A 15,212-nucleotide genomic window follows, 5' to 3' on the forward strand; every position below is an offset into this window, starting at 1 on the left:
CCCCATGATGCCCGCACTGCTCTCCCCGGAGACCGGATCGCTCTCGTGCCCGCCGGCCGAGGCCTCCGCCCACGCCTGGATGCCCCACAGTCCCTGCGGCCCTTCGTGTGTCGACGCTCCCGCTGAGGCGGGCACGCTGCGGGTGGCCGCCCGGATCGCCGGCATCGCCGGGGTCCTGCTGAGCTTCCCGATCGCGCACTACGCCACCCCGCGCCGCCGTCGCGCCGGGCTGCAGCGCCGCTATGCGCGAGCCCTGCTGGCCTGCTGCGGAATTCGCGTCCGCATCGTCGACAACCGCGCCCCCGAGGACCGTCGCCAGGGCGGTGTGCTGATCGCGGCCCGCCACATCGGCTGGACCGACATCGTGGCCCTCACCGCCGTCGAGCCCGTGTCCTTCGTGGCCCGCGCCGACATGGTCGAGTGGCCGATGCTCGGCGATGTCGCCAAGCGGGTCCGCGTCATCCCGATCGAGCGCGAACGCCTGCGGCAGCTGCCGTCGGTCATCGCGACCATGGCCGACCGCCTGCGCGCCGGTGAGCGCGTCACCTTCTTCCCCGAGGGCACCACCTGGTGCGGCCGCGCCCACGGCCGCCTGCGTCCCGCCCTGTTCCAGGCTGCCATCGACTCCGATACCCCGGTGCAGCCCATCCGCCTGCGCTACCTCGACCGCGACGGCGACCTGTCCACCATCCCCGGCTTCGTCGGTATCGACTCGCTGGCCGACTCGATCCGCCGCGTCCTACGCTCCAAGGGCGTCGTCGCCGAGATCGCCCTGCAGCCGCAGCTGCTCCCCGACACCGACCGCCACGAGCTGGCCCGCCGCTGCGAACAGACCCTGGAGGGCGATACCGTCGCCCGCGCCTTCACCGACGTCATCCACGGCTCCGAGCACCTCGAGGCCGTCGGCACGGGCGCGGATCGACGTGCGGAGGCACCGCGGGCGACCGCCGGGAAGTGACTCGCCCGCCAGTGGCCCGGGACTGATCAGGAATCGAGAAGCGCTGGTCAGTGGCGCGACCGTAGCGTTGCTGCCATGACTTCCATCGAGAACATCACCCTCGACGTCGCGGACATCGACGCCGCGGCCACCTTCTACTCCACCGCGTTCGGACTGGACTCGAAGCTGCTGGGCTTCCGGGCCACCCGGGAGCCCAGCACCGGATTCCGTGGGTACACGCTGTCGCTGACGGTGGCCCAGCCGGCCGACGCCGACGCCTATCTCGATGCGGCGCTGGCGGCGGGTGCGACCGCGCTCAAGCCCGCGGCCAAGTCGATGTGGGGTTACGGCGGCGTGGTCCAGGCCCCGGACGGCGCGATCTGGAAGGTCGCGACCTCCTCGAAGAAGAACAGCGGTCCGGCGGCCAAGCGCTTCGACTCCATGGTGTTGCTGCTGGGTGTGGAGAACATCGGCGCGAGCAAGCGCTTCTATGTCGACCACGGGCTGCCGGTGGCCAAGAGCTTCGGGCCCATGTACGTGGAGTTCGACAGCGGCTCGAGCCCGGTGAAGCTGGCCCTGTACAAGCGGCGCGCCCTGGCCAAGGACGCCGGGGTCTCCTCCGACGGCAGCGGGTCTCACCGCCTTGTGGTGGGCGGCGCTGCGACCTTCACCGATCCGGACGGATTCGCCTGGGAGACCACGTCCCAGCATGCCGCCCGCTGACTCGTCACCGTTCCACGGCGGTTGCCCGCCTTACCGGAATGCTGTCGGCATGGTCGGTGAAGTGGAGCAAATTAGGGGCTTCGGGTGGGGGCTCGGTGCATTAGGGGCTTGTGCAGGCGTCCAGTTTCAAATGCGCCTGAAACGGCATAGTTTTCGCGGTCAGGGGCGACTTGTCGGTAACACACCAACCCGTCTGTTCGACGGGAAGGCAACCGAACAACAACGTCTGGAAGCGAATTCGAAAATGTCGGCTAGGACATTCCCGGTCATGGTGATCGCCGCGGCCGCAGTCGTACTGTGGGCGCCGCTGGCCGGCGCGGACCCGACCGCGACGACACAGCCCGCCCCGGGCGCCGGCCTCGGTGTGGACGTCGGCATCGGACCCGGCGGGGTGAACGTGGGCGTCGACGTCCAAGGCGGAGGCGGCGGCAATGCCGGTGCGTCCGTCCAGCCGAGCGCCGGCGCGAATGCCGGCGGCGGTGTGCAGGCCGGCGGCAACACGGGCGGCGGCGTGCAGGTCGGCGGTGGCGCGCAGACCGGTGGCAATGCCGGTGGTGGCGTGCAGGTCGGTGGCGGTACGCAGACCGGCGGTGACGCCAATGGTGGTGTGCAGGTCGGCGGCGGTACGCAGACCGGCGGCAATGCCGGTGGTGGCGTGCAGGTCGGTGGCGGTACGCAGACGGGCGGGGATGCCAATGGTGGTGTGCAGGTCGGCGGCGGTACGCAGGTTGGCGGTGACGCGAATGGTGGTGTGCAGGTCGGCGGAGGCGTCCAGACCGGTGGCAATGCCAACGGTGGTGTGCAGGTCGGCGGCGGCACCCAGGTTGGCGGTGACGCCAATGGTGGTGTGCAGATTGGCGGCGGTACGCAGATCGGTGGCAATGCCGGTGGCGGCGTGCAGGTCGGCGGCGGTACGCAGATCGGTGGGGATGCCAATGGTGGCGTGCAGGTCGGTGGCGGTACGCAGATCGGTGGAAACGCCGGTGGCGGAGTACAGGCGGGCGGGAACACCGACATCGGCGGTAGCGCACTGGGTGGCATCGATCTGGTGACGGCCGGAGCCGCGGCGGCCGGTGCGGACACGGCGTACGGCATGGCGATTCCGGTGGGCGCGACCACCGGCATCCCGGGCGGCACGGCGGTCACCGATCAGGTTCCGCCGGGCGGCTACGTGATTCCCAAGGGCGCGCCCGAGACCGGCGCGGGCGGCATGGCCGCCCAGGTGAGCGCGCAATGAGCACCGCGAAGGGAAATGCCTTGGGCGCGTTGAGAATCCGTAGACCACTACGTGGTGCGCTCGTCGCCGTGGTGGCGATCATCCTGGCCCTGGTGACCGGTTGTTCGTCCTCCGGCGCGACCCATTCGGCCGGGAGCACGACCACCGCGGCCGCATCCGCCTCCGGGGTGAAGACGGCGGCCGCGATCAGCCGGTCCACTCCGGTGTCGTTCGACATCGCCTCGATCAAGGCCTCGGGGTCGCTGATCGCGGTGGGGCTCAATGCCGATGGCTCGGTCCAGGTGCCTTCCGACTACCTGCAGGCCGGCTGGTATCAGCAGGGTCCCGCGCCGGGTGAGCAGGGCTCGGCGGTCATCCTCGGTCACGTCGACTCCTACAAGGGCACCGGCGTCTTCTTCTACCTGAAGAAGGTGAAGCCGGGCGACATGATCGACGTGAAGCGCGCGGACGGCAAGACCGCGCACTTCAAGGTCACCGATGTCCGCATGTACCTGAAATCCCAGTTCCCCGACCAGCTCGTCTTCGGTCCCCGCGGCGGCGCGACGCTGCAGGTGGTCACGTGTGGCGGCCAGTTCGACCAGGCTGCCAAGAGTTACGAGTCCAACGTGGTGGTCTTCTCGTCCCTCGATTCGGTGACCTAGCCACGCCCGGGGCGCACGGCGGTCCTGTGAGTCTGCTGTGGTCCCGATTGTCCGAATGTCGGCGTGTCGCCCTGTCGCGTCCGCTGAGACTCGGCAATGTTGTTGGCAGAGAACAGATTTCGGTGAATCCAGGTGCGGCAGCTCGCGCCACACCGGACTTGCCGGTGGTGACACGGATTGGCTACGTTCCCGTGCGCACCATTCGGATCGACCGACAGCGGAGGTGGACATGCAGACCTTTGCGCAGAACCTCGGAACGATCGGCAACGACGCGTTGTCGATCGGGCAGGGAATGCTCGTGATGCTCACCGACATCATCGGTATGGGTGGCACCGGCTACGCCGGCGCCGGTCAGTACCCGTTCGGCTGATCGAGCAGTGGCCGAACCGTCCCGCAGGTCTTCGTCGGCTGCGGGGCGGTAAGGCCCACCGGGATCAGTACTCGCCCTTGATGACGAAGTACGAGCCGCGAATGGTGCCGGCCAGCTTCGACTTCTGCCGCGCGAACTTGAATTGCGAGGCGAGCTCCGCCGGGACCTCCATCCCGTCGGAGAGCTTGAACCCGACCGCTCGTTTCTTGGCGTCGTCGACGGTGTACATCACATTGATCGACAGGCCGTTCTGGTAGAACACGTAGGCGATTCGAATGTCCTCGACCTGGAAGGCCGTCGCCTCGAGGGGCTTCGAGGAGATGACGAGGGACCGCTCCTCCGCGAGGATCCGGTTCACCCACTCGATGGTCTGCCGGGCGTCCTCCGCGGGCTCCACCGTGAAGACATGGTCGTACTTGTTCTTGAAGTACCGGGCCTCGTTCGCCCGTAATCCGGCGAGCGCGGGTGCGACCGGCGACGACTCCAGTCCCTCGGTCGAGACGTTCACGAAGTCAACAACATTCGGCATGGCGAATTCCTTCACACGAATGTCCGATCAGGTCGGACGGTGCTCTCGGACAGGCCGCGGTAATCCTAGCCGCGCCCGCCGGGCCGATGGGTAACCCGAAGGCGTCACGGGCGTTTCGCGGATGCCTCCCATTCGAAGCCGTCCGGGTCGACGAACGAGGTGGTGGCGCCGCTGACCACGATTCCGTGCGGGCCCGAGCCGGTCGGAGGGACGCCGGCGTCCTTGGCGGCGGCCGCGAGGGGGTACATGGCGAGCTTGACGGGGGAGTCGGGGAGGGCGAATTCGACGTACTTGCTGCCGAAGCTCTTCGAGACGGTGAGGCCGCGGTCGAGGTAGAACTGCTTGCTGGCCTTCACGTTCTCGACCCCGAGCAGCAGGACGACGCTGTCGACCTCGCGGGTCGCGGGGCCGGTGTTCTTCTTCTGGGAGGTGGTGACCTTCCAGACGGTGCCGTCCGGGCCCTGGATGACGGCGCCGTAGCCCCAGAGGCTCTTCTTGGCCGGCTTCAGGATGGTGAATCCGTTCTGCAGCGCGCTGGCGATGAGGTTGTCGGCGGTGCCGGGCTGGGTGACGACCAGGGACAGCATGAATCCACGGAAGCCTTCCGCCGGGGCGGCCGCGGGACGGAAGGTCAGCCTGGCGCCCATGCCGAAGGCGGCTTCGTAGGCGGCCGCGGTGGCGGTGGGGTCGGCAGCCTCGAGGTTGACATTGATTTCGGTGGTGGTGGCGGTGTTCGTCATGCCGATAACGCTAAATTTCGGCCGCGCCGGCGACATCCGTGCCGACCACGGATCCCGCCACGGATTCAGGGTCGGTGGATTCCGAGGTTGGTGAAACGCTCCAGCAGCACCGTCAGGTGCACGCCGATGGACTCGGTGCGCAGGCGGTGACTGCGCGCCAGCGTCACCAGGCCGTGCAGGGCGGCCCAGAACACCTCGGTGTCGGTGTCGGCGTCCGGATCGATGTCGCCGGGGGATGCCCTGATCACCGAGCGCATTTCGCCGAAGGCGCGGCGCAACTGCGCGGGCGTCTCGGCGCTGCCGAAGGCGAGATCGGTCGCCTGGACGAACATGGCGTCGTAGAGCGCCGGCTGGGACAACCCGAATTCGACATAGGCGGTGGCCAGGCCGCCCAGGCGCTGCTCGACGGTCTCGCGCCCCGCGCCCGCGGCGTGCAGATCATCGGCCAGCTCGGCGAAGCCCTCCACGGCCACCGCCGCCACGATGGCCTCCATGCTCGTGAAATGGCTGTAGAGCACGGGCTGGCTGTACTCGATGCAATCGGCCAGCCGGCGCGTGGTCACCGCGGGCCAGCCATCGTCCTCGGCGAGCTTGCGTGCGGTGTCGATGATCAGCTGACGCCTGGCCGCTCGCTCACGCTCACGCCGTTCCTGGATCGTCATGGCGTCTTCTGAATCGTCATCGACTCATCGTATCGGCCGTAAAGTTATCTAGCTACAGACTCTGGGCGTGTCAGCGACACGAGTTCTATCATTGCTAGCATCGCCGCGACCGAGCGGAGGGAGCCCTTGCGACCCATCAGGTGCTGCCGGATTCGCGTGCCCTGCAACGAACTTCGGATGGGGACAAGAGAACTCGGCACCCAGGGCCCGACGGTCTCCGCGCGGGGGCTCCTCTGTATGGGCGTGAGCGTCGCCTCCGGCGCGGCCGGTAACCGGTCGAGGTCACCGCCCGGCCATTACCTGGCCTTGGTCGTGGACGGGGTGGTGGTCGGCACATCGATCACATCCGGTATCTGGCCGCCGCCGAAAACCGGTACCGAGGTCGTCGAAGTCGGCGGGGTGAGCGGACTGCTGTGGTGGCTGCCGCAGCCCGCGAGGGCCACCACCGCCAGCGCAATCGACGCCACTGTGATCAGGTGCTTGGGCACGTATCGACCTTTCGTGTGGGATCGGTCGCGGCCGCGCCGCACACCACCCCATTGCCCATGTACCGGTGCGTGTGCGGTCGACCGCGTTGAAGACCAGGGCCGGTCCGCGAGTCGGTGTCGGCCGCACCGAATTCTGGTGCACCCGGCCCGGCGCTGCACCACCGGTGTCCGAGATCGGCACGTGTGGTCCTCAGTCTGGCACGATCGGAACCCCCGGGATGGGGGCGGCGGGAACGTGTTCGGTGTGGTCGATCCGATGCGGCCTACGCGCCCGCATCACGCGGTGCGGTGCTCCGGATCAGGTGTACGACGTCGTACGGGCGCATCGGCTGGATCGCGCGCAAGGATCGGTAGGTATACCGATCGACCGTGCCCTGCTCCAGATTTCGCACCAATAGTGCGTCGCCGTCCTGTTCGTCCTCGACCGGGTCGGTGGCGAAGAATCGTTTGAAGTCCTTCGGCGATCGCGAATAGCAGGCGTTGAAGATCTCGTCGAGGCGCGGCTGCGGAACGATGCCGGGACCCATGACCCGCAGGGCATGGATCACGCGAACGGCGAGGTCGCGCCAGTTGACCAGCAGCTCTCGTGCGGCGTCGGTCATGATCCATTCGACCAGATTGACCGCGCGGGCCGGACCGAGGTCGGCCGGCGTCAAGCTCGGAATCAGTTGGCGCGCGGGTCCGTTGGCAGCGACGACATCCAAATGGGGGAATCTGATGAAAAAGGCGGGCGCGGAGAACGATTCGAGATGAGCGAGATCCTCGCGGCCGATGGTCCGGGGCCAGGGTTCCGTGCGCAGCGTATCCATGTCACCGAGCGCGAGCGACATGATCTTGCGCAACATCCAGTCCGGTGGATTCAGCGCGCGGCACCAGGCCGCCAGACCTTCGGTGCTCGGGTTGCGCAGACCTGCCTCCCACTTCCGCAGGGACGACAGCGTGGTCGACGCGGCCAGGGCCACCTCCTCCTGGGTCAATCCCAGCGCCTCGCGTTGCCGGCGGAGATAGCCCCCGATCTCGGGTCGCTCGCAGACCCACGAGAGCCGGCCGGCGCTGCGGCGGACCTGGGTGGGCGGGATCGGGGGAAACGCCGACTGGCCGGGGTGGGGGAGCGGTGCGGCGATCTGCACGGCCAGCCTCTCTGTCGAACGTCCTACGAAGCCTTGCGCGGCCGAGCGGTGTGAATCAAATTCGCTGAAGAACTTTTACCCGACGGGCCGAAACGGCGCACTGTCGGAAAGATCACAGCGTATGCAACATGAATATTCGCTGATGCCAACGATTTTCCGACACCTTTCATGCACCGTTTGTTCATTGAAGTTTGGGTAATGGGGCAAAATCGTGAACAGAGCTCCAAAGCTCATATCTAGTGCTGCCTGGTTGTGCAGGCGATGGGTGTGGGCGTTCGGGCGGAAGGTGTGACAATTTGTGTCGCTCGGTCAATCGTTCAGCTCGCGTACCCGTGTCGAGTTCGGTGTGAAACCTGTTTTGGTACAACTTATTTGGTGAATCGGACAGAAGAGTTGGGGTGACGACTCGGCGCGGCTGATCGGTGGTAGCTGCCTTTTTCCTGGCCGATGGGCGCTGCCGCGTCGTTCGATGTGCCGATTGGCTGATCCATCCCGCCAGCAGTGCTCGATTCCCCTGTTGTGCAGAGATTTATGCGTTATCTCGGGCATGTTGTCGCTGCCGTGTTGCGGGGCACCGGCGAGTTGTGGTGCGCGATGCGGGGCTGAGTTGCGTGCTGTCCGAGTGCATTGCACAGTCTTGGTCGCCAGAAAGCCGTTTCATAACGAGTTTTGAATTTCCGGCCCCGGTGGCCATCCGGTCATCCTCCGCATGGGCGCTGGTGCGGCGACTTATCGCGGAGAAAGAATCCACAGTGGGGACAGCCTTGGACAGCAACGAACCCGATCGGGACGAATCGGACACGCCTGAACCGACCATCGAGCCGAACGCCGATGCCGTCGATGCGGTGCCGACCGAATTCATCGAGGCCCCGGGGGAACTCGCCGAGGCCCCGGGGAAATGGCAGCTGATGGCTCGCCTGATCGCGTCGCGGCCCGTCCGCCGCCATCTGCCGAAGGTGGCGGCCGGCGCCGCGCTGGCGAGCCTCGTCGTCGGCGTGGTCGCCGCGGCCGAAACGCACGGGACCGATCCGGCGGCGACCAGTGCCGCGTCGACCGAAGCAGCGAAGGCGCCGGATTCGCAGAGCTACGCCGATCTGACGGCCGCGCAGTCCGGGTCGACCACGCCGGAGATCGGTCTCGCCGACAGCTCACTGACCCCGAGCGACGTTCCGGTCCCCACCGACGGCTCCACACCCGACGCCGCGGGCGACCCGATCGCCGCGACCGATCCGGGCACCGATCCCGCGTCCGCGACAACGGATCCCGCCCAGGAGACCACCACCCCGGATGCGACCACCAGCGCCCCCGTCATGACCACGGATACGCCGGTCACGACCACGGATACGCCGACCACGACCGCCGCGCCCAGCCTCTCCATCGACGCGAGCGCGACCCTCTCGTTCCAAGCGGATCAGTCTTCCGATCCGGGACAAACCGTTTCGCAGTCGGTGACTCCCACATCGGACCCTGTCACCACCACTACGACGGTCACGGTGACCACCGACCCCTCGACGACGACCACTACGGTCCCGCCCACCACCACAGTTCCGGTCACCACCACAGCTCCGGTCACCACGCCCCCGTCGACAACGACGACGGTTCCGGTGGCCACCACGACCACGGCACCCACGACGACATCGCCGGTGACGACCACGGTTCCCGTGACGACCACACCGGCGGTGACGCCCGCCCCGGTGACGACGACCGCCCCGCCGCCGACCTCGCCCCACTGCATCGCAACGCTGCCGCGGAATCCGATGCAGCCGCTGGCATCCGCGACTCTCGCGCATCCGCCGACCGTGAAGCCGCAGCCCGCGCCGCCGGCCGCCCCGGCGCCGAAGCCGCCCGTGCCCGCGACATCGAAGCCCCCGGTGCCCGCGACCTCGAAGCCGGCCACGCCCCCGACATCCAAGGCGCCGACACCCCCGCCCGCCCCTCGTCCGTGCGGCTAGGCGTACGGAACGAAACCTTGTTCGCACCAGTGAATTTCGCGGAAACATGACGAACTCCTACGTGCCCGGCACGGGTGGCCGGGCGATGGGCGGGGCTCGGTTGCCCCTGTTCATCGCCGCGGTCGCGCTCACCGTGGCCGGGTGTGCCGCAGGGCCGGGCCGGGCTCCGGAACCCGCTCCTCCGGGCTACGGCGGCCCGATCCCGAAAATCCGGCTCGACGCGATGGACAACAAGCTCGACCAGCTCCGCGAGTGGGCTCGCCCACGGGCCGACAGGGACGGCATCCCGCTGCGCGCGCTGGAGGCGTACGGGTACGCCACGGTCGTGCTGGCGAAGGCCCAGCCCGGCTGCCACCTCGGCTGGACCACGCTGGCGGGGATCGCCCGCGTGGAAAGCGATCACGCCCGTTTCGGTGGCGCCACCATCGCGGCCGACGGCCTGGTGCAGCCGCCGATTCGCGGCGTGGCCCTCAACGGCACGGGCGGCAACGCCGTCATCCTCGATCCCGCCTCGACCGCCCGGGCCGGACGCACCGTCTACGCCCGCGCCATGGGCCCGTTCCAGTTCATCCCGGACACCTGGAAGCACTGGGGCGTTCGCGCCGGTGCCGACTATCGCGCCCTCGCCGATGCGCTCGAGGCCGCCAAACCCGTTGCCACCGGCGACCTGTCGGGCAACCCGGACAATATCGACGACGCCGCGCTGGCCGCTGGCCGCTACCTGTGCGCCGCCGGCCGCGATCTGGCCACCGCCGCGGGCTGGCGGCAGGCCATCCTCGCCTACAACCACTCCTCGCTCTATGTCGGCCAAGTGCGCACTGCCGCAACCGGTTACGACGCCTGATTGCTGTCTTTCGAATCACTTCATTCGCAATAACGCCGTGACACAAAAGTTCTGTGTCGCGTGATTAGGAGGAATCCATGTCCCGTAAGAGCATTCGGGTCGCCGCTGCCGCCGGTGCAGTGGCGCTGGTCTGTACCGGTGCCGGTATCGCCCATGCCGCCCCCGGCGGCAAGACCGGTCAGGGCAAGGACGCCGACCATGTGCTGCTGATCTCGATCGACGGAATGCACCAGGCGGACCTGGCGTGGTACGTCAAGCAGCACCCGAACTCCGCACTGGCCTCGCTGGCGAACAACGGCGCCGAGTACACCAACGCGCAGACCACCAACCCGTCGGACTCCTTCCCGGGCATGGTCGCGCAGTTCACCGGCGCCACCGCGGGACAGTCGGGCGTCTACTACGACGACACCTTCAATCACGACCTGCTGCCCGCCGGCACCACCGACTGCGCGCACACCCCGAAGGGCGCCGAGGTCGCGATGACCGAGGCGATGGACAAGAACCAGAACTCGATCGACGCCGGCCAGGGCCTGGCGGGCCTGCCGGGCAGCATCCTGGGCATGACGGGCAACCCGGCTTCCCTGCTGAACCCGGCGGCCATGCCGGTCGACCCGGCCACCTGCAAGCCGGTCTACCCGAGCCAGTACCTCCAGGTGAACTCGGTCTTCGATGTCCTGCACGCCGCGGGCAAGCTGACCGCCTGGTCGGACAAGCACCCCGCCTACTCCATCCTCGAGGGCAAGGCCGGCAACGCCATCGACGATCTCTTCACCCCGGAGATCAACTCCAATTCCCCGATCGCGGGCCAGGACTGGACCAAGGACGACAAGTCCACCCAGCAGTACGACGGCTACAAGGTGCAGGCCGTCCTCAACGAGATCGACGGCTACGACCACGGCCACACCAAGCAGGTCGGTGAGCCGGCCGTCTTCGGCATGAACTTCCAGACCGTCTCCGTCGCGCAGAAGCTGCCGACCTCCGACGGCATGACCGGTGGCTACCAGGCCGACGGCGTGACCCCCGGCGCGCTGCTGTCCGGTGCGCTCGACTACGTCGACGGCCAGCTGGGCAAGCTGCTCGGCGAGCTGAAGACCAAGGGCGAGGACAAGAACACCACCGTCATCGTCTCCGCCAAGCACGGCCAGTCGCCCACCAAGCCGAGCGACCTGACCCGCATCGACGACGGGCCGATCCTGACCGCCCTGAACGCCGCCTGGAAGGCCAAGCACCCCGAGGCCACCAAGGACCTGGTCGCCTTCAGCGTGGACGACGACGCCATGCTGCTGTGGCTGAACGACCGTTCGCAGGCCGCCGCCGATTTCGCCAAGCAGTGGCTGCTGGCCAACAACGGCACCGGCAATGACATCAGCGGAAACCCGAAGGCGTACACCAAGTCCGGCCTGACCGAGGTGCATGCCGGCGCCGACGCCGCCTCGTACCTGGGCGCCCCGGAGAACGACCCGCGCCACCCCGACCTGATCGGTGTCGCACAGGTCGGCACCGTCTACACCGGTGGCAAGGGCAAGATCGCCGAGCACGGCGGCGCGAACCCGGCCGACCGCAATGTCCCGCTGATCGTCTCCGGCCCGGGCGCCAAGAAGGCGGTCGTGACCGACGCCGTGCAGACCACCCAGATCGCCCCGACCATCCTGAAGCTGCTGGACGAGAACCCGCAGAAGCTGGACGCCGCCAAGGCCCACGGCGTGCGCGAGCTGCCGAACCTGGGCTGATCCGATTCGGATCACGCGACCACGACGGCCCGCCGGTCCAACCCGGCGGGCCGTTCCGCACCCGGCCGCAGGGGTGAACCAACGGACCGGGCGGGACGCAGGCGAACCCGGTCCGCTGCCGATTCGTGGCCTACATGGAGGACTCGGACGGGGCGGTCGGCGTCGGGAGTGGAGGCGGAGCGTGCGGGCGCGGTGGTCGCGACGATGGGGGCGGGAGCTGCTGCGGGCATGGCGGGAATATCGTCTCGACGGTGGCGGCTATCCTTGGACGGTCATGAAGTCGGCTTTCCCGGGTCCGGTCGGTGCCCAGACGGTCTACCTCGATCACGCGGCCACGACACCCATGTTCCCGGTCGCCGTCGAGGCGATGTGTGCTGCGCTGGGGATGACGGGGAACGCGTCGTCGTTGCACGGGTCCGGGCGGGCCGCCCGGCGGGTGCTGGAGGAGGCGCGGGAGTCGATCGCGGCGGGGCTGGGGGCGCGGCCGTCGGAAGTGATCTTCACCTCGGGCGGGACCGAGAGCGACAATCTCGCCGTCAAGGGCATCTACTGGGCGCGGCGTGACGCCGATCCGCGGCGGAACCGGATCCTGGTGAGCGCGGTGGAGCATCACGCGGTGCTGGACACCGTGGAATGGCTCGAGCAGCACGAGGGCGCGCGCATCACATGGCTGGAGTGCGATGCCCAGGGCATCGTCTCGCCGCGCACGCTGCGCGACGCGCTGGCCGAGTACGCCGCCGAGACGGCTCTGGTGAGCGTCATGTGGGCCAACAACGAGGTCGGCACCATCCAGCCGATCCAGGAATTGGCCGCGGTGGCACAGGAATTCGACGTGCCCATGCACAGCGATGCGGTGCAGGCCGCGGCGCAGCTGCCCATCGACTTCGCCGCCAGCGGGCTGGCCGCGGCCAGTTTCGCCGGGCACAAGGTCGGCGGGCCGCACGGCGCGGGCGTGCTGCTGCTGGGGCGGCAGGTGCCGGCGGTGCCGCTGCTGCACGGCGGCGGGCACGAGCGGGATCTGCGCTCGGGCACCTCGGACGTACCCGCGGCGGCCGGCCTGGCCGCCGCGATTCGCGAGACCGTGGCCGGCCTGGCCGTGCGCGCGGTCGATCTGGAGCGGCTGCGGGACCGGCTCATCGAGGGCGTGCGCGCCGTCGTGCCGGACGCGGTGCTCAATGGGGCGACCGGCGCGCAGCGCATGCCGGGCAACGCCCACTTCACGTTCCCCGGCTGCGAGGGCGACTCGCTGCTCATGCTGCTGGACGCCGCCGGGATCGAATGCTCGACCGGATCCGCGTGCAATGCCGGTGTGGCCGGACCCTCCCATGTACTGCTGGCCATGGGCGTGGAACCGGCGCTGGCGCGCGGATCCCTGCGATTCTCATTGGGACACAATTCGACCGACGTCGATATCGATGCCCTGCTGGCCGTGCTGCCGCAGGTGGTGGAACGGGCGAAGGCGGCCGGACTGGCCGGAGCGAAGGGAGGCTTCTAGATGCGAGTACTTGCCGCGATGAGTGGTGGCGTGGATTCCGCCGTGGCGGCCGCCCGCGCGGTGGACGCCGGACACGAGGTGGTCGGCGTGCACCTGGCGCTGTCGGCGAACCCGGGCACGCTACGCACCGGATCGCGCGGCTGCTGCTCCAAGGAGGACGCCGGCGACGCCCGGCGGGCGGCCGACGTGCTCGGAATCCCGTTCTACGTCTGGGATTTCGCCGACCGGTTCAAGGAGGACGTGATCGACGACTTCGTCGCCGCCTACGCCGCCGGTGAGACCCCCAACCCGTGCTTGCGCTGCAACGAGAAGATCAAGTTCTCGGCGCTGGCCGACCGCGCGGTGGCTTTGGGCTTCGACGCTGTCGTCACCGGGCACTACGCGCGGCTCGCGGACGGCGTGCTGCGCCGGGCCGTGGACGAGGACAAGGACCAGTCCTACGTGCTGGCCGTCCTTACCGCCGAACAGCTTTCGCGCGCCATGTTCCCGGTCGGCGACACCCCGAAGCCGCAGATCCGCGCCGAGGCCGCCGAGCGCGGGCTGGCGGTGGCCGGCAAGCCCGACAGCCACGACATCTGCTTCATCCCCTCCGGCGACACCCAGGCCTTCCTGGGCGCCAAGATCGGCATCCGCCCCGGCGCGGTGCTCGACGCCGACGGCACCAAGCTCGCCGACCACGAGGGCGTGCACGGCTTCACCATCGGCCAGCGCAAGGGCCTGGGCTTGCCCGGCCCGGCCGCCGACGGCAAGCCGCGCTACGTGACCGATATCGACCCGGACACCGGCACCGTGCGCGTGGGCTCGGCCAAGGACCTCGAGGTGTGGACGGTGCGCGCCGACCGCGCCATCTGGACCTCGGGTGAAAGTCCTTCCGGCCCGGTGGAATGCGTGGCCCAGGTGCGTGCCCACGGCGGCATCGCCCCGGCCGTCGCCGAGGCCGTGGACGGCGGCCTGGTGGTGCGCCTGCGCGCACCGCTCACCGGTGTGGCCCGCGGCCAGGCCGTGGTCCTCTACCGCCCCGACCCGGCGGGGGACGAGGTGCTGGGCAGCGGCACCATCTCCGGCACCGAACGCGAACCTCATTCGTACGCAAGCGAACTGGTCTCGGATAGCGCCCGGTGAGCGACCGCCACACGCGCGGACGCGCGAAATCATATGTAGCGGCGCAGATTCGATCGACCTCCCGGGTCGTCTGGCGCACCGGAATGCCGCAGCCGCTGCGCCTGCGCCCGCGCCGCGCGCCGGGGCGGGCCAGGCTCGGCCGGAACGCCGCGGGCAGCGCCGCGCCGGAGCAGATCGCCCGCACCGACACCGGCGAATTCCGGCCCGGCGAGCCGCAACCCGGCCCGGACGGGAAAACGGACACGGCGAACGGCACCGGCCGCAGTCGGGCACGGACCGGCGTGGTCGTCCGGGTCACCCCGTATGCCGAGCGCGGCCGCCCCACGACCGGGCCCGGCGCGCACGCCGACGCGGCCGAGCGGGCGGGCAAGACCTGGGACTGGTTCGTCAACGCGACCTGCTGGGACTGGTACACGAATTCGAGCAGCCGCACCGAACGCGGCGATGCCGACGAGTGACCTCGCGCGGCTCGGCAGCCCGCTTCGCCGCGCAGTGCACGACGGCTCGCACGCGATCCGGTTCGGTCCAGGCGGGAGTTCGTCGACGCCGCTGAAACGGGGCGAGCGGATGCCGGGTGGCCGGGTCGACGTCGAGGTGACGAGTTCAGTTGGT

At 69.0% G+C, this 15,212-nt stretch carries 17 protein-coding genes; 11 read left to right on the forward strand and 6 right to left on the reverse strand.

Translation table 11 applies throughout. From position 1 onward, the window contains the following. The first annotated feature begins 4 nt into the window (after positions 1-4). From ACFXN1_RS09825 to ACFXN1_RS09845, 5 genes are all read left to right on the forward strand, one after another. A complete protein-coding gene (locus ACFXN1_RS09825; protein ID WP_379437751.1) occupies positions 5-958 on the forward strand; it encodes a lysophospholipid acyltransferase family protein in 954 nt (317 codons plus the stop codon). 75 nt (positions 959-1,033) lie between these two features. Continuing rightward, entirely contained in the window at positions 1,034-1,660 is a 627-nt protein-coding gene (locus ACFXN1_RS09830; protein ID WP_379437753.1) for a VOC family protein, read from the forward strand. A 244-nt stretch (positions 1,661-1,904) separates the two neighbouring features. Beyond that, a complete protein-coding gene (locus ACFXN1_RS09835) occupies positions 1,905-2,897 on the forward strand; it encodes a hypothetical protein (RefSeq protein ID WP_379437754.1) in 993 nt (330 codons plus the stop codon). Next, the gene (locus ACFXN1_RS09840) at positions 2,894-3,538 is read left to right on the forward strand and encodes a class F sortase (protein ID WP_379402381.1); all 645 of its coding nucleotides are present in this window, start codon (positions 2,894-2,896) and stop codon (positions 3,536-3,538) included. Before ACFXN1_RS09835 ends, ACFXN1_RS09840 begins: the two co-directional genes overlap by 4 nt. Positions 3,539-3,761: 223 nt before the next feature. Next, entirely contained in the window at positions 3,762-3,908 is a 147-nt protein-coding gene (locus ACFXN1_RS09845) for a hypothetical protein (RefSeq protein ID WP_354835208.1), read from the forward strand. Positions 3,909-3,972: 64 nt separating this feature from the next. Here ACFXN1_RS09845 and ACFXN1_RS09850 read toward each other — a convergent pair whose 3' ends face one another. The 5 genes from ACFXN1_RS09850 to ACFXN1_RS09870 all read right to left on the reverse strand — a co-directional run bounded on the left by ACFXN1_RS09850 (position 3,973) and on the right by ACFXN1_RS09870 (position 7,457). Next, positions 3,973-4,437, reverse strand: coding sequence for a phage tail protein (locus ACFXN1_RS09850; RefSeq protein ID WP_379437756.1), 465 nt, complete (start codon positions 4,435-4,437; stop codon positions 3,973-3,975). A 104-nt stretch (positions 4,438-4,541) separates the two neighbouring features. Then, positions 4,542-5,177, reverse strand: a complete 636-nt coding sequence (locus tag ACFXN1_RS09855) for a glyoxalase (protein ID WP_379437757.1) — start codon at positions 5,175-5,177, stop codon at positions 4,542-4,544. A 65-nt stretch (positions 5,178-5,242) separates the two neighbouring features. After that, the gene (locus ACFXN1_RS09860) at positions 5,243-5,839 is read right to left on the reverse strand and encodes a TetR/AcrR family transcriptional regulator (protein ID WP_379437759.1); all 597 of its coding nucleotides are present in this window, start codon (positions 5,837-5,839) and stop codon (positions 5,243-5,245) included. 296 nt (positions 5,840-6,135) lie between these two features. After that, complete coding sequence (locus tag ACFXN1_RS09865) at positions 6,136-6,327, reverse strand: hypothetical protein (protein WP_379402384.1); 192 nt, start codon at positions 6,325-6,327, stop codon at positions 6,136-6,138. A 263-nt stretch (positions 6,328-6,590) separates the two neighbouring features. Then, a complete protein-coding gene (locus ACFXN1_RS09870) occupies positions 6,591-7,457 on the reverse strand; it encodes a helix-turn-helix domain-containing protein (RefSeq protein ID WP_379437760.1) in 867 nt (288 codons plus the stop codon). Positions 7,458-8,209: 752 nt separating this feature from the next. Between ACFXN1_RS09870 and ACFXN1_RS09875 the strand changes: the two genes are divergently transcribed. From ACFXN1_RS09875 to ACFXN1_RS09885, 3 genes are all read left to right on the forward strand, one after another. Continuing rightward, complete coding sequence (locus tag ACFXN1_RS09875; protein ID WP_379437762.1) at positions 8,210-9,409, forward strand: hypothetical protein; 1,200 nt, start codon at positions 8,210-8,212, stop codon at positions 9,407-9,409. Between the two features lie 46 nt (positions 9,410-9,455). Beyond that, positions 9,456-10,253 carry a murein transglycosylase gene (locus ACFXN1_RS09880; protein WP_379437763.1) on the forward strand — a complete coding sequence of 266 codons (798 nt, stop codon included), beginning with the start codon at positions 9,456-9,458 and terminating at the stop codon, positions 10,251-10,253. A gap of 77 nt (positions 10,254-10,330) precedes the next feature. Beyond that, the gene (locus ACFXN1_RS09885) at positions 10,331-11,983 is read left to right on the forward strand and encodes an alkaline phosphatase family protein (protein WP_379437765.1); all 1,653 of its coding nucleotides are present in this window, start codon (positions 10,331-10,333) and stop codon (positions 11,981-11,983) included. Between the two features lie 11 nt (positions 11,984-11,994). Here the strand turns inward: ACFXN1_RS09885 and ACFXN1_RS09890 are convergent, their stop codons facing one another. Continuing rightward, entirely contained in the window at positions 11,995-12,213 is a 219-nt protein-coding gene (locus tag ACFXN1_RS09890) for a hypothetical protein (protein ID WP_379437766.1), read from the reverse strand. Between the two features lie 44 nt (positions 12,214-12,257). Between ACFXN1_RS09890 and ACFXN1_RS09895 the strand changes: the two genes are divergently transcribed. Genes ACFXN1_RS09895 through ACFXN1_RS09905 form a run of 3 tightly spaced genes read left to right on the forward strand, consistent with a single transcriptional unit; the run spans position 12,258 to position 15,058 of the window. Beyond that, positions 12,258-13,478: a cysteine desulfurase family protein gene (locus ACFXN1_RS09895; RefSeq protein WP_379437767.1), complete on the forward strand. Its 1,221-nt coding sequence runs from the start codon at positions 12,258-12,260 to the stop codon at positions 13,476-13,478. Next, positions 13,479-14,600: a tRNA 2-thiouridine(34) synthase MnmA gene (mnmA, locus tag ACFXN1_RS09900; protein ID WP_379402392.1), complete on the forward strand. Its 1,122-nt coding sequence runs from the start codon at positions 13,479-13,481 to the stop codon at positions 14,598-14,600. It abuts the gene before it with no gap. Beyond that, positions 14,597-15,058: a hypothetical protein gene (locus tag ACFXN1_RS09905; protein WP_379402393.1), complete on the forward strand. Its 462-nt coding sequence runs from the start codon at positions 14,597-14,599 to the stop codon at positions 15,056-15,058. The genes mnmA and ACFXN1_RS09905 overlap by 4 nt, the downstream gene beginning before the upstream one ends. Positions 15,059-15,212: the final 154 nt, after the last annotated feature.

The organism is Nocardia sp. NPDC059154, from assembly GCF_042755705.1.
Lineage (GTDB): Bacteria > Actinomycetota > Actinomycetes > Mycobacteriales > Mycobacteriaceae > Nocardia.